The organism is Nocardioides sp., from assembly GCF_024509035.1.
GTDB lineage: Bacteria > Actinomycetota > Actinomycetes > Propionibacteriales > Nocardioidaceae > Nocardioides.
In genome coordinates, this window is record NZ_JANINT010000177.1 from 1 (window position 1) to 16,275 (window position 16,275).

18 protein-coding genes and 1 riboswitch are annotated in these 16,275 nt (G+C 73.9%); of the genes, 4 read left to right on the forward strand and 14 right to left on the reverse strand.

What is annotated here, in order from left to right; all coding sequences use genetic code 11:
• The 11 genes from Q0L15_RS13430 to Q0L15_RS13480 all read right to left on the reverse strand — a co-directional run.
• Nucleotides 1-326, reverse strand: a 326-nt coding sequence (locus Q0L15_RS13430) for a DUF664 domain-containing protein (RefSeq protein ID WP_296604952.1), incomplete at its 3' end; no start/stop codon positions are given.
• A gap of 25 nt (nt 327-351) precedes the next feature.
• Complete coding sequence (gene idi, locus Q0L15_RS13435; protein WP_296604953.1) at nt 352-942, reverse strand: isopentenyl-diphosphate Delta-isomerase; 591 nt, start codon at nt 940-942, stop codon at nt 352-354.
• Nucleotides 939-1,838 (reverse strand): phosphatase PAP2 family protein, encoded by a 900-nt coding sequence (locus Q0L15_RS13440; RefSeq protein ID WP_296604954.1) that lies wholly within the window; start codon nt 1,836-1,838, stop codon nt 939-941. The genes idi and Q0L15_RS13440 overlap by 4 nt, the downstream gene beginning before the upstream one ends.
• A complete protein-coding gene (locus Q0L15_RS13445) occupies nt 1,835-2,332 on the reverse strand; it encodes a hypothetical protein (RefSeq protein ID WP_296604955.1) in 498 nt (165 codons plus the stop codon). The genes Q0L15_RS13440 and Q0L15_RS13445 overlap by 4 nt, the downstream gene beginning before the upstream one ends.
• Nucleotides 2,332-3,507: a glycosyltransferase family 2 protein gene (locus tag Q0L15_RS13450; RefSeq protein ID WP_296604956.1), complete on the reverse strand. Its 1,176-nt coding sequence runs from the start codon at nt 3,505-3,507 to the stop codon at nt 2,332-2,334. The genes Q0L15_RS13445 and Q0L15_RS13450 overlap by 1 nt, the downstream gene beginning before the upstream one ends.
• The gene (locus Q0L15_RS13455; protein ID WP_296604957.1) at nt 3,504-4,904 is read right to left on the reverse strand and encodes a cytochrome P450; all 1,401 of its coding nucleotides are present in this window, start codon (nt 4,902-4,904) and stop codon (nt 3,504-3,506) included. The genes Q0L15_RS13450 and Q0L15_RS13455 overlap by 4 nt, the downstream gene beginning before the upstream one ends.
• Complete coding sequence (locus Q0L15_RS13460; RefSeq protein WP_296604958.1) at nt 4,901-5,239, reverse strand: lycopene cyclase domain-containing protein; 339 nt, start codon at nt 5,237-5,239, stop codon at nt 4,901-4,903. Before Q0L15_RS13460 ends, Q0L15_RS13455 begins: the two co-directional genes overlap by 4 nt.
• Nucleotides 5,236-5,589, reverse strand: a complete 354-nt coding sequence (locus tag Q0L15_RS13465) for a lycopene cyclase domain-containing protein (RefSeq protein WP_296604959.1) — start codon at nt 5,587-5,589, stop codon at nt 5,236-5,238. Before Q0L15_RS13465 ends, Q0L15_RS13460 begins: the two co-directional genes overlap by 4 nt.
• Nucleotides 5,586-7,235: a phytoene desaturase family protein gene (gene crtI, locus Q0L15_RS13470; RefSeq protein WP_296604960.1), complete on the reverse strand. Its 1,650-nt coding sequence runs from the start codon at nt 7,233-7,235 to the stop codon at nt 5,586-5,588. The genes Q0L15_RS13465 and crtI overlap by 4 nt, the downstream gene beginning before the upstream one ends.
• Nucleotides 7,232-8,116, reverse strand: coding sequence for a squalene/phytoene synthase family protein (locus Q0L15_RS13475; RefSeq protein WP_296604961.1), 885 nt, complete (start codon nt 8,114-8,116; stop codon nt 7,232-7,234). The genes crtI and Q0L15_RS13475 overlap by 4 nt, the downstream gene beginning before the upstream one ends.
• Entirely contained in the window at nt 8,113-9,156 is a 1,044-nt protein-coding gene (locus Q0L15_RS13480) for a polyprenyl synthetase family protein (protein ID WP_296604962.1), read from the reverse strand. Before Q0L15_RS13480 ends, Q0L15_RS13475 begins: the two co-directional genes overlap by 4 nt.
• 82 nt (nt 9,157-9,238) lie before the next feature.
• On the opposite strand from Q0L15_RS13480, the gene Q0L15_RS13485 reads away from it, so the two are divergent.
• The gene (locus tag Q0L15_RS13485; RefSeq protein ID WP_296604963.1) at nt 9,239-10,090 is read left to right on the forward strand and encodes a DICT sensory domain-containing protein; all 852 of its coding nucleotides are present in this window, start codon (nt 9,239-9,241) and stop codon (nt 10,088-10,090) included.
• 41 nt (nt 10,091-10,131) lie between these two features.
• Here the strand turns inward: Q0L15_RS13485 and Q0L15_RS13490 are convergent, their stop codons facing one another.
• Complete coding sequence (locus Q0L15_RS13490; RefSeq protein WP_296604964.1) at nt 10,132-11,025, reverse strand: SDR family oxidoreductase; 894 nt, start codon at nt 11,023-11,025, stop codon at nt 10,132-10,134.
• Nucleotides 11,026-11,098: 73 nt separating this feature from the next.
• On the opposite strand from Q0L15_RS13490, the gene Q0L15_RS13495 reads away from it, so the two are divergent.
• Nucleotides 11,099-12,028 (forward strand): threonine/serine dehydratase, encoded by a 930-nt coding sequence (locus Q0L15_RS13495; protein WP_296604965.1) that lies wholly within the window; start codon nt 11,099-11,101, stop codon nt 12,026-12,028.
• Between the two features lie 65 nt (nt 12,029-12,093).
• On the opposite strand, the gene Q0L15_RS13500 is transcribed toward Q0L15_RS13495, so the two are convergent.
• Nucleotides 12,094-13,437: a TetR family transcriptional regulator gene (locus Q0L15_RS13500; protein ID WP_296604966.1), complete on the reverse strand. Its 1,344-nt coding sequence runs from the start codon at nt 13,435-13,437 to the stop codon at nt 12,094-12,096.
• A 296-nt stretch (nt 13,438-13,733) separates the two neighbouring features.
• Nucleotides 13,734-13,892: riboswitch (cyclic di-AMP (ydaO/yuaA leader) on the forward strand.
• Nucleotides 13,893-13,894: 2 nt separating this feature from the next.
• Between Q0L15_RS13500 and Q0L15_RS13505 the strand changes: the two genes are divergently transcribed.
• Nucleotides 13,895-14,230: a transglycosylase family protein gene (locus Q0L15_RS13505; protein WP_296604967.1), complete on the forward strand. Its 336-nt coding sequence runs from the start codon at nt 13,895-13,897 to the stop codon at nt 14,228-14,230.
• 228 nt (nt 14,231-14,458) lie between these two features.
• Here Q0L15_RS13505 and Q0L15_RS13510 read toward each other — a convergent pair whose 3' ends face one another.
• Entirely contained in the window at nt 14,459-15,415 is a 957-nt protein-coding gene (locus tag Q0L15_RS13510) for an alpha/beta hydrolase (RefSeq protein ID WP_296604968.1), read from the reverse strand.
• 80 nt (nt 15,416-15,495) lie between these two features.
• Between Q0L15_RS13510 and Q0L15_RS13515 the strand changes: the two genes are divergently transcribed.
• Complete coding sequence (locus tag Q0L15_RS13515; protein WP_296604969.1) at nt 15,496-16,182, forward strand: TetR/AcrR family transcriptional regulator; 687 nt, start codon at nt 15,496-15,498, stop codon at nt 16,180-16,182.
• Nucleotides 16,183-16,275: the final 93 nt, after the last annotated feature.

Sequence of the window (16,275 nt, forward strand, 5' to 3'; positions counted from 1 at the left end):
ACGCGCCGGTAGAACGCGAGGAGGTCGGCCGTCGTGACCTCGGCCGGCAGGACCCAGTCGGCCTGGGGGTCCTCGTCGTAGGCGTCGAGCGCGACGTAGCAGGGGTCCTCCGGCGTGGGCCACTCACGCCCGAAGGTGAGGCCGAAGTAGCCGATCTCCACGTTGGCGCAGTGCTTGACGATGCCGGCGAGGGTGAGGCCGGTCGGCGTCCGCGGTAGTCGCACGTCGCGCTCGGAGAGTCCGTCGAGCTTCCACACGAGTGCGTCGCGTCCGCGCTGGAGGTAGTGCCTCAGGGTCGACAGCGGGTCGGTGAGATCGGCGGTCATCGGACCAGTCTGGCCGAGGAACGGCTCACGGTCGCGCGGCCGGCGGCAGCTCGTCGTACGACGCCTCGGGGGCGCTGGTGGGATCCGCGGGCAGCTGGGCCACCTGGTCGCGGCACCAGGGCGAGATCTCGCGGGTGCCGTCCAGGACGCCCGCGCGGAAGGTCGTCCAGGGCTCCCAGCGGGCCTCGGCGACCTCGTCGGGGTCGGGCCGCACGTCGCCGTCGACGGTCGCGACGAACACCGGGCACATCTCGTTCTCGACCACGCCGTCGAGCTCCGCGCGGTAGCGGAACCCCGGCAGCAGCAGGCGCAGGTCGCTCACGGCGGCGCCCAGCTCCTGGTGGAGCCGGCGACGGACGGCGTCGACCATCGGCTCGCCCGGACCCGGGTGGCCGCAGCAGGTGTTGGTCCACACGCCGGGCCAGGTCTGCTTGTGCAGGGCCCGCTGGGTGACCAGCACGTTGCCGTCGCCGTCGAAGACGTAGCAGGAGAACGCCAGGTGCAGCGGCGTGTCGGCGTGGTGGACCGCGCTCTTGTCGCGCTCACCGATCGCGCGGCCGTCCTCGTCGAGCAGCACCACGGACTCGGTGGCGCGGGTCGTGGTGGGCTGGTTCATCGGGTCACCTCGGGGTCTGGACGGGGATCGGGGAGGTCGGGGAGGTCGGGGCTGCGGGTGGGCGTTCGGCGGGCGCCGACGAGGAGCACCGCGACCACCGCGACGCCCCAGCCCGCGACGACGTCGACGACGTAGTGCTCCCCGGTGTACACCAGCGTGAGCCCCATCGCGAACGCGTAGGTCAGCAGCGTCGCGCGCGCAAGCCTCCCGACCGACGGCCAGAGGAACAGCGCGACGAGCAGCGCGGCTCCCGCGTGCAGGGACGGCATCGCGGCGACGGGGTTGCTGCTGCTCTGCCCGAGCTCGACGAGTCGTCCCACCGCGCCGAGCCCGAGGTGGTCCCAGCCGAGGTCGGAGACCCGGCGTACGCCGGCGACGGCTCCGTCGACAGAGCGGTCCTCGGCCGCCATCCACGGCGGCACGGCGGGGTAGGCGACGTAGCCGGCGACCCCGACGAACGAGAACGTCAGCACCGCGACGAGCCAGTCGCCGAACCGGTGTCGGAGCCGGAACCACGCGACGGCGGTCAGGAGCGGGATCGAGACGAAGTGGGTGACGTAGACGAGGGCCGCTGCGGCGTCATACCAGTGCGTGGTGCCGTCGACGAGCCGCGCCTGCAGCCACGCACTCGGCAGGGTGCCGAAGACGGCCTCGTCGGCGCGGGCCGGGCCGAGCACGTGCAGGGCGGCGCCCAGGCGGTTGGTGCCTGCGCCGTCGCCGGCCTCGAGCGGGGCGGTGATCCACTGGGCCGTCCAGTAGGCGACGAGGATCGCGCTGAGCGGCGACCAGGCGATGAGCAGCTGGGCGATGGGCCCGTGGCGCGTCGACCGGCCCGCGTGGCGGTCGTCGTGCGCGGTGGTGGCGGGGAGCCGGGCCGGGGTCGCCTCGGCGGTCACGGCGTCACGCCCCGGCGTTCGATCCGGGCGAGCAGCGCCTGCGTGCGGAACCGGTTGTAGCGCTGGATGATGATGAACGGCAGGTTGACCAGCACGCCGTAGGAGACCAGCAGCACCGCCGCCAGCGGCGGGTTCCACAGCACGAACACCGGCGCGCAGGACATCGCCCACCAGTGCGTGAGCTCGGCCCTCCGGGTCTCCCGGACGAACAGCCGCAGGCCCGCGACGTCGCGGCCGGGCAGCTGTCGCTTGCTCACGCCGCCCGGGAACAGTGCGCCGGCCTCGGGCAGGCGGTCCTTCCAGCGATGGATCCGGAGACGAAGGTACCACCGTCCGCCGGCCTCGAAGCGGCGCGGCCGCAGCAGCCAGCCGTCCCGGCTGAGGCGGGCGTCGCCGAGCCGGTACGCCGCGTAGCCGGTCGCGGCGTGGAAGAAGCCCCAGGCCGCGATGTCGACCAGGATCGTCAGCCACTGGGGCATCAGCAGGCGCACCATCAGGCGGTCCCCTCCGCGCGCCCGTGCCGCAGGTCGACCTCGCGCCCGCGCCACCGCACGGAGCGGCGTACGAGCGTGAGCGCCGCCGAGCGGGCGAAGACGAGATCGAACGCCAGGAGCGGCAGCGGGAACAGCGCCCAGGTCCACCAACGGAACGACCCGGCCCGACCCAGCAGCCACCGCAGCTGGGCGGTGACGGCGACCCAGGCGGCCGCCCACAGCGCGGGGTGGCCGGTCGCGAGCGCGTCGCCGCCACCGAGGACGGTGACCAGAGCAAGCACGCCACCGACGGCGACGGCGTGCTGGACGCAGACCCACGCGACGGCGCCGGCGGTGGGTGCCGGCGCGGCCGCTCCGGCGCCGGAGGCGATGTTCTTGGTCCATCCGGCGACCAGCTGTCGCAGGCCACCGGGATAGCTGCGCATCCGCACGGCCTCGGCGCCGACCGCGCAGCTGACGGGGAGCCCGGCCCGGTCGTAGGCGGCCGCGAGCGCCGCGTCGTCGAGGATGGCGCCGCGCACGGCCTCGTGGCCGCCGGCCCGCTCGTAGTCCGCGCGCGAGGTCAGCAGGCACGGTCCGAACGCCATCGGTCGCCGCCGCGCGCCACCCGGCGCGAAGGCGCCGCTGGCCATGAGGGAGACGAGGTTGAAGTACGCCGAGAGCTGCTCGTAGGAACGCTCGACCTCGTGGAAGGGCTGCACCGACACCAGGCCGCCGCGCTCCTGCAGCAGCGCCACCAGCCCGTCGAGCGCCTCGGGGTCGGCGAGCACGGTGTCGGCATCCAGGAACAGGAGCGCGTCGCCACCCCCGGCCCGGGTGCCGGTGTGACACGCCCACGCCTTGCCCGTCCATCCGGCGGGTGGGGGACCGGCGTCGACGACGTGGGCACCCGCGGCTCGGGCGACGGCGGCGGTGGCGTCGCGGGAGGAGTCGTCGACGACCACGACCTCGGCGACGGGGGAGGACTGGGCGCGCACCGAGGCCAGGAGGGCGGGCAGCGTCCGCTCCTCGTCGCGGGCCGGCACCACGACACAGACGTCGGCGCGCCGGCCGGCGCCCGAGTCGGCCCCCGCGGCGGTCGGCACCGTGCGCAGGTCGCGGACCAGCCACTGCCCGGCGACCAGGCCGGTCAGCAGGAGGAGCCCGATCACCCCGTCGATCAGGACGCCGATCATCGGCGTCGCCCGGGGAGGGAGCTCAGCACGAGCGGCATGCCGCCGCGGGGGTGCACGGCGACCTGGGCGCTCGGCCGCGGGCGCGCCCACTCGCGCGGGAGCCCGAGACGGTGCGACTCGAGGACCCGGCCGAGCACGACGACCATCTCGCCGAGCGCGAAGTCGCGCCCGATGCACAGCCGCGGTCCCTGGCCGAACGGCAGGTAGGCGTGCCGGGTGGCCGCCGGGTCGAGGAACCGCTCCGGCCGGAACGCCTCCGGCTCGGGCCACACGTCCGGGCGCCGGTGCACGAGCCACGGGCTGATGATCGCGAGCGTCCCTGCCGGGACCGGGAGCTCGCCCAGCACGTCGTCGCGGGTCGACCGGCGAGACACCACCCACGCGGGCGGGTAGAGCCGGAGCGCCTCGTCGACGAGCGCTCGCGTCCAGGGCAGCTGCTCGCGACCGTGCAGCAGGCCCACCGGTCCGGCGAGGCCGGCCAGCTCGGCGCGCGAGCGCTCCTGGACCTCCGGGTGCTCGGCGAGCAGCATCAGTGTCCAGGTGAGCGACGCGGCCACGGTCTCGTGACCGGCGATGACCATCGTCACGAGCTCGTCGCGGATCTCGCGGTCGGTGAGCCCGCTGTCCAGCAGCAGCCCGAGCAGGTCGTCGCCGCTGGGTCCGCCCTCGTCGGTGAGGGCCATGCGCGCCCGCCGTTCGGCGATCAGCTCGCCGGTGATCGCGTCGAGCCGGTGGCGCGCGCGACGCAACCGCAGGTTGAGCCAGGTGGGCGCCCACTCCGCGGTGGGCAGGATCGAGCGGCCCAGACGCACGACGAGCTCGGCGGCATCGCTCGTGGCGCGGAGCAGCTGACGGGCGTGCCCGCTGAGGTCGGCGGCGAACAGCGCGCGCCCGACGGCGTCGAGGGCGATGCGGTGCATGAGGCCGGAGACGTCCACCACCGCGCCAGTGCCGGGCGTGGTCGGGAGCGCGGTCCTGAGCACGTCGTCGGCGGCCCGTCGCACCTGCTCGCTCACCGCGGCCAGCCGGTGGTGGTGGAACGCGGGTGCGGCCGCGCGCCGGTGCTCGATCCAGCTCGGCTCGGCCGAGGCCAGCAGGCCCGGCCCGGTCACGCGCCCCAGCGCGGCGTACTGCACGGTGTCCTTGGTCCAGCTGCGCGCGGCGGTCTTGAGGACGTACGACACCTCGACCGGGTCGTTGACCAGGAGCGCCGGTGAGCCGGGCACAGGGAACGCGACCGTGTCGCCGTACTGCTCGCGCACCTCGACGAGGAAGCCCAGCGGGTCGCGGCGCACGGAGCGGAAGGCGCGCGCCATGTCGGTCGGCGTCGGGCCGGGCACACCGATCTCGGTGGGCCGCATCGCCTGCAGGCGCTCGGCGACGCTCGCCGGGCTCATGAGCGCGGCCCCTCGCCGGCCCGACGGCCGAGCCAGGTCCACACGACGCAGCTGGTGAGCACGAGCCCGAACCCGAAGGCGAGGTCCTCGACCGGGGCGTAGAGGAGGCGTCCGTCGCCGACCAGCACGGGGCGGTCGCTGCCGAGGATCGTGTCGCCGTCGTAGCGCACGATGCCCCGCCCGGTCAGCCAGCCGTTGGTGATCAGCTGGAAGAACACGATGATCGCGTACGCCGACCACCAGTCGCGCGTGCCGGTGAGCCGGGTGCGGGCCACGGCGCGGTCGAGCACCAGCGCGGCGAGCACGCCGAGGACCGCGAGCGCGGTGTAGCTCATGCTGCCCCCTGGGACCGCTGTGAACGCGGACGCAGGCCGGCGCGCCGCACGACGCGGACGGCCTCGAGGGTGAGCACCGCGACGATCGGGATCACGACGAAGAACCCGATCTCCTCCAGCGGCAGCCCGGCGACCCGGGGCGGCAGCGTCTGGTCGCCGTCGAAGTGCCAGTGGCCGGCGTGGGTGGCGTAGAGGTCCCAGACGAGGAACGGCGTCCCCGCGAGCGCGACCGTCAGCAGCAGCCGGCGCGGCTGGCGCAGCACCCGCAGCCCGAACGCGGGGACGAGCGGCAGGGTGCCGGCCAGGCAGAACGCCAGCATCGCGACGTAGGACCAGTGCAGCAGGCTCATGCTCTGACCGGCCGGGCCGAGCGGTCCCCGGTCAGCCGCTTGAGCACGAGCTCGGCGCTGATCAGGCACATCGGCAGTCCGACGCCCGGGACGGTCGTGGACCCGGCGTACAGCAGGCCGTCGACCTTCGCGGACACGTTGCCCGGACGGAAGAACGCGCTCTGGCGCAGCGTGTGCTCCAGCCCCAGCGCCCCGCCGCGCCAGGAGTTGTACTGCGTCGCGAAGTCCTCGGGGCCGATCGTGCGGCGCACGAGGATGCGGGCGCGCAGGTCGGGGATGCCGGCCCAGGCGGCCACCTGGTCGATGGCCGCGTCGGCGGCCCGCTCGACGGCCTCGGAGCCCGCTCCGTCGTCGCCCCCGGCGCCGATGCTCGTGTCGGCGGGCACCGGGACCAGCACGAAGAGGTTCTCGCAGCCCTCGGGTGCGACGCTCGCGTCGGTCTCGGACGGCTTGCAGACGTAGATCGAGGCCGGGTCGGGCACCCGCGCCTCGGGCCCGAAGATGTCGCCGAAGTTGCGGTCCCAGTCCTGGGTGAAGAACAGGGAGTGGTGGGGCAGCTGCGGGATCCGGCCCTCGACGCCGAGCAGGACCAGGACGGCGCCCGGCCCCGCGGAGCGATCGCGCCACGAGCGCTCGGGGTGGGTCTGCAGCGCGTCGGGGAGCAGCTCGGTCTCGAGGTGGTGCAGGTCGGCCGCGCCGACCACCACGTCGGCGGGCAGCCTGCCGGGGGTGCGGCCGCCGAGGGCGACGTAGTCCACGCCGGTGACCCGCGCGCGGCGGCCGGAGCGGCTGGTCGTGATCGCGGTCGCGGCGCGGCCGGTGTGGAGGCGGGCGCCGTGGGCGCGGGCCAGGCCGGCGATCGCCTCGATCAGCGCGGTGAACCCACCCTGGGGGTAGAGCACCCGGTCGCCGAGGTCGAGGCTGCTCATCAGGTGGTACATGCTCGGGGCGCGCTGCGGCGAGGACCCCAGGAACACCGCCGGGTAGCCGAGCACCTGACGGATCCGGTGGTCGGAGAACGACGCGGCGACGTGGCGGTCCAGCGACCGCGTCAGCAGCCGGCCGAGCGTCGGCGTACGACGGACCACCTCGGCGTTGAGCAGTGCCGAGGGGGAGTCGAAGTTGGTGTAGAGGAAGCGGCGCAGCGCCACGTCGTAGGTGTCCTCGGCCGAGCGGAGGTAGGCGTCGAACTTCGCGCCGGATCCCGGCTGCAGCGACTCGAAGACCGCCCGGTTGTGGGCGCGATCGGGCCGGATGTCGACCGGCTCGGGCTCACCCTCGAAGAACACGCGGTAGCTCGGGTCGAGGACCGCGAGGTCGAGCTCGTCGGCCGCGGTGGTGCCGAGCAGGACGAAGAAGTGCTCGAAGACCTCGGGCATGAGGTACCACGAGGCGCCGGTGTCCCAGCGGAACCCGGCCCGCTCGTAGCTGCCGACGCGACCGCCGAGGTCGTCGTTCTTCTCGATCAGGTCGACGCCGTAGCCCCGGGAGGCGAGCAGCGCCGCGGTGGCGAGGCCGGCGATGCCGCCGCCGATGACGACGACGTCCTCCCGTGCGTCCGCCGGGGTGTCGTGGTCCTGTGCACCGTCGGGGTCGGAACGGCGTGCGAGGCGCTCGGGCAGGCCCACGGTCCTGGTCGGCGTCACGACCGGCCCCCTCTCAGGGCGCCCGCGGCGAGCCGGAGCTTGACCGGACCGGGCACGCGCACCCGCCGACGCACGATCTCCTCGGCCGGGGTGGCGCGCAGCCGCGCGGCGAGCTCGGTGAACGTCGCGTGCGCGGCGTGCACGGCGCGCCGGCTGCTCGCCGGCAGCTCCGGTACGACGGCCGCGGCCGCCGCGAGGTCGCGATCGATGTCGTCGAGGATGCGGTCGCGGTCGGCGTCGTCGATGCGGTCGACGTCCAGGCCGGGGAAGTAGTCGCGGTGCAGGACGCCGTGGTCCTCGGCGAGGTCGCGCAGGAAGTTCAGCTTCTGGAACGCCGCGCCCAGGTGCCGGGCGCCGGGGGCGAGCCGCTCGTAGGCCGCCGCCGGGTCGGGCGGGCCGTCGGGGGCGGCGAGGAACACGCGCAGGCACATCAGCCCGACCACCTCGGCCGAGCCGTAGACGTACCGCTCGAAGCTGTCGGGCGTGTGCTCGGTCGTGTCGAGGTCCATGCGCATCGAGGCGAAGAACGGTGCGACGATCTCGTCCGCGATGCCGCTCACCGCGGCGGTGCGGGCGAACGCGTGGACCACGAGGTTGGCGCTGTAGCCGCTGCGCAGGGCCTGGCGGACGTCCTCCTGGAGCCAGGTGAGCATGGTGTCGCGGGTGTCCCGTGCGAGGCCGGGGTCGGGGTTGTCGACGATCTCGTCCGCGACCCGCACCAGCGCATAGACGTTGCGGACGTGGGTCCGCACGGGCTCGGCCAGCAGCCGGGAGGCCAGGCCGAACGAGCTGGAGTAGGCGCGGATCACCAGGGCGGAGCTGCCCTCGGAGACCGCGTCGTACTGGCTGCGGGGCGTGCTGGAGCGCAGGAAGAGCGTCATGCCGCGACCTCCCGGCCGTCGAGGAGCAGCGACCATCCGGTCGCCGGGTCGTGGAGCGGGTCGACGACGACGCCGAGGTCGCCCAGGATCGCGCGGGCGGTGGTGAGGTGCTGCTCGGCGAGAGCCTCGACGAACCCCCGCGACCCCGAGGCGGTGAGCAGGTCCTGCGCCTCGGCGAGCTCGGTGTCGTCGAGCTCGCGCCCGACGTACGTGCTCAACCGCTCCCAGGCCACCGTGGACCGGGCGTGCACCAGCAGAGGCGTCTGCTTGCCCGTCCGCAGGTCGCTGGTGGCGCTCTTGCCCGACCGGCTCGGGTCGCCGAAGACACCGATGAGGTCGTCGAGGAGCTGGAAGGCGATGCCCATGCAGCGACCCGCCTCGCCCAGCCGTGCGATCGTGGCCTCGTCCGCGCCGGCGAGGACCGCGCCGGCCTGGAGCGGGAGGGCGAAGGAGTAGGCGCTGGTCTTCTGCTCCTCCATCGCGATGCTCTCGGCGAGGGAGGCCGGAGCCAGGTTCAAGGAGAGACGTACGTCGGCCAGCTCGCCGCCCGCGGTGACGTGGAGCGCGCCGTCGAGCAGGTCGAGCAGCCGGTGCACGGCCCCGGCCGGGGCTCCGCAGGTGGCGACGGCGCGGACGGCGGCGGTGAGCGCGAGGTCGCCGGCCAGGATCGCCGCAGTGACGCCGTACTCGTGTGCCTGCGTGGGGGAGGCGCCGGACCGCAGGGCGGAGGCGCGGAACGTGCCGCTGACGTTGAGCCGGCCGCGGCGCAGGTGGTCGCCGTCGATGACGTCGTCGTGGATGACGAACGCGGTGTGCAGCAGCTCGATCGCGGCCCCGACCTCGGCGGCCGCGGCGGGGGCGCCGCCTCGAAGCGCGTCGTGGGCAGCGAGGACGAGCGCGGGGCGGAACCGCTTGCCGCCCTGCGTGGCGTCACTGAGCGCGTCCCAGAGGCGGGCATGCTCCGGGTCGACGCTCGCGGCGCGGGCGCGTCCCTCGGCGAGCAGCCGTCGGAGGGCTTCGTCGGTCGTGCCTGCGGTCATGGGTCCTCCCGGGTCGCGCCGCGTGTGCCGAAACTTGTGCAACACTTAGAACAGTAACCTATGCATCGTGAAGAAGGTATCGATGGAGCATCCGAAGCGCGACCTGCTGACGATCGGCGAACTCGCCTCTCGTACGGGTGTACCCACCGCGACGCTTCGTAGTTGGGAGACGCGCTACGGCTTCCCGCGGCCCGAGCGGCTCGCGGGCGGGCACCGCCGCTACGCGGAGTCCGACGTCGACGCCGTCGTCCAGGTGCTGCGTCGTCGCCAGGACGGGGTGGCGCTCAAGGCCGCGATCCGCGGCGTCAGCCCGGATCCCTACCCGACGCGGTCGGTCTTCGCCGAGCTCCGCAAGCGCCATCCCGAGCTCGCCCCGCAGCTGCTGACCAAGGGCAGCCTGGTCGCGCTCAGCCACGCGATCGAGGACGAGTGCTGTGCGCGCGCGGCGCAGCCGCTGCTGTTCGGCGCATTCCAGCGCGAGGCGCACCTGCGGCCCTCACGTGAGCGTTGGGTCGAGCTCGCGCGCACCGCGCGCTCCGCGGTCGCGTTCGCCGAGCTGTCCGACGAGCGCGGCACCCACGCCGAGGGCCGGCTGGTCGAGGTCGCGCTCCCCGCGGACGCGCCGCTGGCGCGGGAGTGGGTCGTGGTGTGCGACGCGGTCGACCTGCCGGCCTGCCTCGCGGCGGTGCAGCTGCCCGGCCAGGGCACGGTGCCCGAACGGAGTCGCCGGTTCGAGATGCTCTGGTCGGTCGACCCCCACGTGGTGCGCGACGCGAGTCGCGTCGCCCAAGCCCTGGCTGAGGAGTACGCGCCCGACCGGGCGCCCGCGTTCGAGGACGCGCCCGACGACGACCCGCCGCCCGCCTCGCGCGACCTCGCACGCGGTGCGGACCTGTTCAACCGGATGCTGGGGTACCTCGAGAGCGGTCGCTGAGGATCGGCGACCCAGGTGGCCGGGACGTCAGACGGGCGGTGTCACCTGTTGCTGTGTCCGGATGACGTCGTGGCCTGACCCGCGGAGGGGGAGAACGCGCGCATCCGGGCGTACCACCGCGGGATCGAGGCCAGGCTCGAGGACGCCGGCCACGCGTCGCTGCGGAAGTAGGCATCGGTGCCGCCATCGACGTACACGACGCTGCCGCACAGGAAGTCGGCGGCCGGACCGAGCATGAACACCGCCCACTCGGCGATCGCCTCCGGGTCGCCGTAGCCGCCGGTCGGGACCGGGAAGGTCTCGATCCGGTCGCGGTCGGGGCCGTCGAGCTGGGCCTGGAGCAGCGGCGTGAGGATCGCGCCGGGAGCGAGCACGTTGAGCCGGATGCCGGCGCCGGCCCAGGTGGGCGTCACCGCCTGCCGGCGCACCCAGCGCGTGAGCGCGAGCTTGGAGGCGCCGTAGGTGAACGCCGCCCCGTTACGGCCCAGGAGGCGCAGCACGCGCCGGCGCACCTGCGGCCGGTCGCGCAGGTAGGAGCCGACCAGCACGCCGGGGATGCCCGGGGTGACCGAGGCCGAGTTGGACCCGAAGACGACGACCTTCGTCGGACGACCGTCCTCGGCGGCGCGCGCGAGGGCGCCCCGCCAGCCCTCGAGCAGCTCGACGACGGCGACGAAGTTGACCTGGGCGATCGCCTCCTCGCGTCCGGGCACCGGCCCCAGGCCCGCCGCCAGGACGGCGCCGTCGAGGCGTCCGCCGGTCGAGGCGAGCACCGTGTCGGTCGCGGCACGCCGTCCCTCGGGCGTGGCGAGATCGGCCACGACGTCGGCATCGCGCACGTCGACGGTGATCACGGCGTGGCCGGCCCCGCGCAGCCGCTCGGCCACGGCATGTCCCATGCCGGACGCGGCTCCGGTGACGACGTAGGTGCCCATCGGATCCTCCTGGTCGGTGCCTCCCCGGCGACACCCTAGGTGCGGGCCACGAGGGTGCGGGGAGAATGGCCGCGTGCTGATCACCCGCGACGACGTCCTGGCCGCCGCCGAGCGGATCGAGGGCAGGGTCCGTCGTACGCCGCTGCTGCCGCCGGCCGCGACCGGCGACCCGTGGCTGAAGTGCGAGTTCCTCCAGCACTGCGGCGTCTTCAAGACCCGCGGTGCGTTCAACCGGCAGCTCGCGGGGGTCGAGACCGGCGAGATCGGGGAGGCGGGCATCGTCATCGCCTCGGGCGGCAACGCCGGCTTGGCGCAGGCGTTCGCGGCCCGGCAGCTCGGCCTGCGGGCCACCGTGTTCGTGCCGGAGGCGGCTCCGGAGGTGAAGGTCGCGCGGATCCGCGGCTACGGCGCGGACGTGCGACGGGTGGGGGCCGAGTACGCCGAGTCCTCCCGGGCCGCCGCCGCCTTCGCCCACGACACCGGCGCGGTGCTCGCCCATGCCTACGACCAGCCCGACGTCGTCGCCGGCGCGGGAACGCTGGCCGAGGAGCTGCTCGAGGACGAGCCGTCGATCGACACGATCGTCGTGGCGGTGGGTGGAGGCGGGCTCTACGCCGGCGTGGCCGCGGCCGCCCGCGGCCGGGCCCGCGTGGTCGCCGTCGAGCCCGAGCTGTGCCCGACCCTGCACCGCGCGATCGAGGTGGGCGCCCCGGTCGACGTCACGGTGTCCGGCGTCGCGGCCGACTCGCTCGGCGCGCGCCGCGTCGGCGACCTGGCATTCGCCGCGGTCGAGGCCGAGCAGCCGGTCTCCGTGCTCGTGGGCGAGGACGACATCGTCGCGGCGCGGGCCGCGCTCTGGGCGGACTACCGGATCGCGTCCGAGCACGGCGCGACCACGGCGTACGCCGCGCTGCTCTCGGGCCGCTACGTCCCCGAGCCCGGAGAACGCGTCGCCGTCGTCGTCTGCGGCGCCAACACGGACCCGACGACCCTGGCCGGCTGAGCCGTCGGGCGCCCAGGGCAGCGCCGGTGTGCAGCCGAAGCCGAGCGCGGTGAGCGGGCCGCTGCTCAGGAGGGCGCGGCGGCCTGGCCGCGGACGGCGACGGGTCGCTCGGCGGCTGTCGACAGCATCGTGACGACCAGCTCGGCGAAGACCTCGACGTCCCAGGTCGGCACGTCGATCTGGTTGGAGAAGAACAGCCCGTCGGACAGCACCATCGTCAGGAGCGACATCCCGTCCGGAAGTCCGTCGTCGGCCTCGACTCCGAGCGCGTCGGCGTACCACTCCCGGCTCACGAGTCGTGCCTGGCGGCGAACCGCCACGAAGCGCTCCCGGGCGGCCGGCGGGTTCTCGCGCTGGAGCAGCAGGAGCTGGTGGCCCATCCGCAAGAACAGCGGCCGGTCCGCGAGGCCGCCCAAGCTGACGGCGAAGTGCGCGCGCAGGGCGTCCTGCCACTGGGTGCCCGGCTCGGGCGGCAGCCAGCCCGGCTGCGCGAGAGACCACTCCTGGTAGGAGTGTTCGATCACCGCGGCCAGGAGGTCGTCCTTGTCCTTGAAATGCCAGTAGAGCGAGCTGGCGGGCAGCCCGGCGCGCTCGCAGATCCGCGAGATCGAGGCGCCCTCGTAGCCACTCTCCGCCGCGACCGAGGCGGCCGCCTCGAGAAACCTGCTGCGGCTGGAGTCGGGATCCGCGACGACCCGACGCATGGGCGGCGCGGCAGGCGTAGGTCGCAACGGCGCGAGGCCCTCGCTCAACTGCCGCGCGGCGGCGTCGAGTCCGACGGCCGCCAGGCGCAGCAGCGGCCCGAGATCCTCATCGTGATCCGACTGATGGGTGAGGAAGAGGCCGTCCATGGCGACCATGGTCAGCAAGGCCAGCGTCTGCGCCCGCGCGGCGTCGGCCTGCGTGGAGCCGTCGTCGGCATCGCCCGCCACGCCCGCATGGCGCTCGGCGGCGAGCGAGCGCTGCCACCAGTCGGCCACCCGCGCCAGTGCCCGCCGGCGGGCCGCGACGAAACGCTCGCGCGGCCCCGAGCCGACCTGGGGTCCCGTCTCCAGGGCGATGAGCAGCCCCATCCGCCAGAAGCCGGACGCCTCGTCGAGGGTGCGGGTGATCGCCGCCATCTGCGCGAACAGCTCGTCCTCGCGCGGCCGCTCGGGATCGAGCTCTCCCCACGGCGGGACCGTCCCATCCCACTGGGCCAACCCGTGATCGAGGGCGTCGGCGAGGAGCTCGTCCTTGTTGCCGAAGTGCCAGTACACCGAGCTGGCCGGCAGACCGCTCGCTCGGGTCACCTGCGCCAGCGTGGTGCCGACGTAGCCCCGCTGGCCCGCGATGCGCAGGGTTGCGTCGAGGATCGCCTGACGTGAGGTCTCGCCCTGCGAGTGTCGACGGGTCGTCTTCCTGGCCATCTGCTGCTCGCCCCCTCGGCCGCGCCGGCTGCGCGCGCCGGGCCCCGAGTCTAGTGGCGCGTCTCCGACCGCGAGGCTGACCGCACGAGGGGCGGACGTCGGCGCCGAGCAGGAACTGCCGGCGCGCAGGATGGCTGCGGCCAGGGCCACGCCGGCCGGAGCTTGCGCGGCGGCGTGTGTGGCGCAGGTCGCTTCGCCGTCACCTTGGGATGCCGAGGCCGGTCTGCCTACGGTGACTCGGCTCCGCACCCGCGGGGCGGCCTCCCGAGCGCGCCGAGTCCTGCCCGGCCGGGAGGCTCGAGCACCCGACTCGTTCACGGGCAGGAGCGGGGGACCCACAGGTTCCACCGGGCCGCACCGCGGCCCTCGGGGTGAAGCCACCGACCGGACGGTCGTGGCCGGGCGACTCCAGCCCGAACCCGACAGCTCACCTCGCAGGCGCCCGGAGGAGACACCCATGCGCATGCGCACCTTCCTGTCCACGGCCGCCCTGGCCACGTCCGTCCTGGCCCCGGTGGTCGCGCTCGATGCGCCGGCCCAGGCTGCGAGCGGGCGGACCTGGAACCGTCTCGCCCAGTGCGAGTCCGGCGGCCGGTGGCACATCAACACCCACAACGGCTACTACGGCGGCCTCCAGATCAGCCTGCCGACCTGGCGCGGCCACGGCGGACGACACTTCGCGAAGCTGCCGAGCCGGGCCAGCCGCGCCGAGCAGATCAAGGTCGCCGAGCGCATCAAGCGCAGCCAGGGCTGGGGCGCATGGCCGACCTGCTCGGCGCGCATCGGTAAGTGATCTGGCGACGACCAGCCCCGTCAACCGTCAGCAGGGTCGACGGGAGGTCCTACCGATGGTGCTACCCCTGGCTCCAGGCGTAGGACGTCTCGAGGCGTAGGCGACCCGTTCACGAGAAGGGCCCCCGCCGCTGCGATACTGGCAGCGCCGGGGGCCGTTCCCATGGAGGCGTCGTTATCTTACCGTGATCTTCCGTGACCTGGTCGTTATCTTCGGTCGCTTTCTTCGTCAGCCCATGTGGTCGGCGAACCACGCGAGGATCCGCTCGGGCTCGCGCTGGAAGTAGGTGTAGCCGTCCCAGCGCCGGGTCGTCCCCTCGATCCAGAACAGCGACTTGTCCGCCAGCGGGATGGCGTCGTAGATCGACTGCACGTCCGACGGCGTCGTGTAGACGTCGTCGCGCACCTGGTAGAGCAGGGTCGGCACGGTCACGTGCTCGGCCCACGGGACCGGCGAGAGCTCGTCGAGATGGAAGCTCGTCCGCCGGAACACCTGCTCGTCGAGGTCGCCGATCCGGTCCGCGGGAATCCCCAGCCGGTCCATCGCCCGCGCGAGCGCGACGCCGGCCGACAGCGGCTGCGGCGAGGCCATGCAGCGCACGCCCTCGAAGGCGGCGGGGTCCTGCATCATCGCGAACATCGACGCATTGGCGCCGACGCACCGGCTGAACAGCCCGATCGTCAGGTCCCGGGTGTCCTGGCGCCGTCGTACGTAGTCGAGCGAGCCGAGCACGTCGCGCGCCTCGAACCGGCCCACGGAGAACACTCCGCCGTTGCCGGTGCCGCTCTGGCCGAAGTTGCGCAGGTCGTAGGCCAGCACGTGGTAGCCGGCGTCGTGGAGCAGCTGGTAGTCCGGGATGAAGTTCACCTCGAAGTCGTTGCCGGTCGCGCCGCCGAACCGGCTCCACGGCTCGAGGTGGGACGCCAGCCCCGAGCGGTTGAACCAGCGCGGGTGGTTGGCGATGACGATCTTGTCCGAGCCCTCGGCGGGGATGTACCAGCCCTCGAGCGGCACCCCGTCGGCCGAGGGGAATGTGACGTCCTCGTAGTCGAGGCCCGCCTCGTCGGGCCGGTGGTAGATCGGGGAGCGGGGCCAGCTCACGAAGCTCTCGGCCATGGTGGCCAGCGTCGCCTGGACCTGGGCCTCGTCGTGGCCGGCTGTCTGCGTTGTCGTCGGGGTGGTCATGTCGTCCTCCTCGGTCGGACGGCGTCGGACTTCTATAACAACGCTATCCAAGATAGCGCGATGCGTATAACATCGTTAATATGAAGACCGACGAGACCGCCCGCCGGCGCCTGCTCGACGCCGCCGCCGCGCTCCTGGGCGAGGCTCCCGCGCACGAGCCCACCGCTCGGGAGCTCTGCGCGCGCGCCGGGGTGACGGCGCCCTCGCTCTACCACCACTTCGGGGACAAGGACGGCCTGCTGACGGCGGTCCTCGAGGAGGCGTTCGCCGCCTACCTCGATCGCAAGCACGCCGTTCCGCGGACCGGCGACCTGGTCGAGGACTTCGCCGCGGGGTGGGACATGCACGTGCGGTTCGGGCTCGCCAACCCGTTGCTCTACCCGTCCCTGTTCGCGTCCAGCCACCCTCAGGGAGTCCGGGTGGCGCGCCGGGCGGCTGAGGAGCTCGCGGTCGAGCTGGGGGAGATGGAGCGCGTCGGCCTGCTGCGGATCGCCGTCGACGACGCCGTACCCCTCACGCTGGCCGCCTCGACCGGGTGCGTGCTCCAGCTGCTCCGTGACGGCGGCGATGCCGACAGCCCGGTGTCCGTGCTGATGCGCGACGCGCTGCTGCGCCAGCTGTGCGGTACGACGGCGGGGAGGGTCGGTCCGGACGAAGCGGCGCGGGCGCTGCTCGCGCACCTCCCGGACGTCGAGGCGACCCTCGGCAGGGAGGAGGCTGCGTTGTTCCGGGTCTGGCTCACGCGCCTGGGCTCGGACGCCGACTGACGCCCGCGGCCAGCAGGCCCGATCGTTCTTTGCAGTCTCGTGACATTCCACGCCTGCGCTGTCGAGCGGGACGTCGCACGGCGACCCGATGCG

Bases quoted from the DNA above. Each gene is read 5' to 3' on its own strand.
- Q0L15_RS13515 (WP_296604969.1), top strand. From the start codon at position 15,496: ATGAAGACCGACGAGACCGCCCGCCGGCGCCTGCTCGACGCCGCCGCC.
- Q0L15_RS13510 (WP_296604968.1), bottom strand. From the start codon at position 15,415: ATGACCACCCCGACGACAACGCAGACAGCCGGCCACGACGAGGCCCAG.
- Q0L15_RS13480 (WP_296604962.1), bottom strand. From the start codon at position 9,156: ATGACCGCAGGCACGACCGACGAAGCCCTCCGACGGCTGCTCGCCGAG.
- Q0L15_RS13455 (WP_296604957.1), bottom strand. From the start codon at position 4,904: ATGAGCCCGGCGAGCGTCGCCGAGCGCCTGCAGGCGATGCGGCCCACC.
- Q0L15_RS13505 (WP_296604967.1), top strand. From the start codon at position 13,895: ATGCGCATGCGCACCTTCCTGTCCACGGCCGCCCTGGCCACGTCCGTC.
- Q0L15_RS13490 (WP_296604964.1), bottom strand. From the start codon at position 11,025: ATGGGCACCTACGTCGTCACCGGAGCCGCGTCCGGCATGGGACATGCC.
- Q0L15_RS13450 (WP_296604956.1), bottom strand. From the start codon at position 3,507: ATGATCGGCGTCCTGATCGACGGGGTGATCGGGCTCCTCCTGCTGACC.
- Q0L15_RS13475 (WP_296604961.1), bottom strand. From the start codon at position 8,116: ATGACGCTCTTCCTGCGCTCCAGCACGCCCCGCAGCCAGTACGACGCG.
- Q0L15_RS13460 (WP_296604958.1), bottom strand. From the start codon at position 5,239: ATGAGCTACACCGCGCTCGCGGTCCTCGGCGTGCTCGCCGCGCTGGTG.
- idi (WP_296604953.1), bottom strand. From the start codon at position 942: ATGAACCAGCCCACCACGACCCGCGCCACCGAGTCCGTGGTGCTGCTC.
- Q0L15_RS13465 (WP_296604959.1), bottom strand. From the start codon at position 5,589: ATGAGCCTGCTGCACTGGTCCTACGTCGCGATGCTGGCGTTCTGCCTG.
- Q0L15_RS13500 (WP_296604966.1), bottom strand. From the start codon at position 13,437: ATGGCCAGGAAGACGACCCGTCGACACTCGCAGGGCGAGACCTCACGT.
- Q0L15_RS13445 (WP_296604955.1), bottom strand. From the start codon at position 2,332: ATGGTGCGCCTGCTGATGCCCCAGTGGCTGACGATCCTGGTCGACATC.
- Q0L15_RS13485 (WP_296604963.1), top strand. From the start codon at position 9,239: ATGGAGCATCCGAAGCGCGACCTGCTGACGATCGGCGAACTCGCCTCT.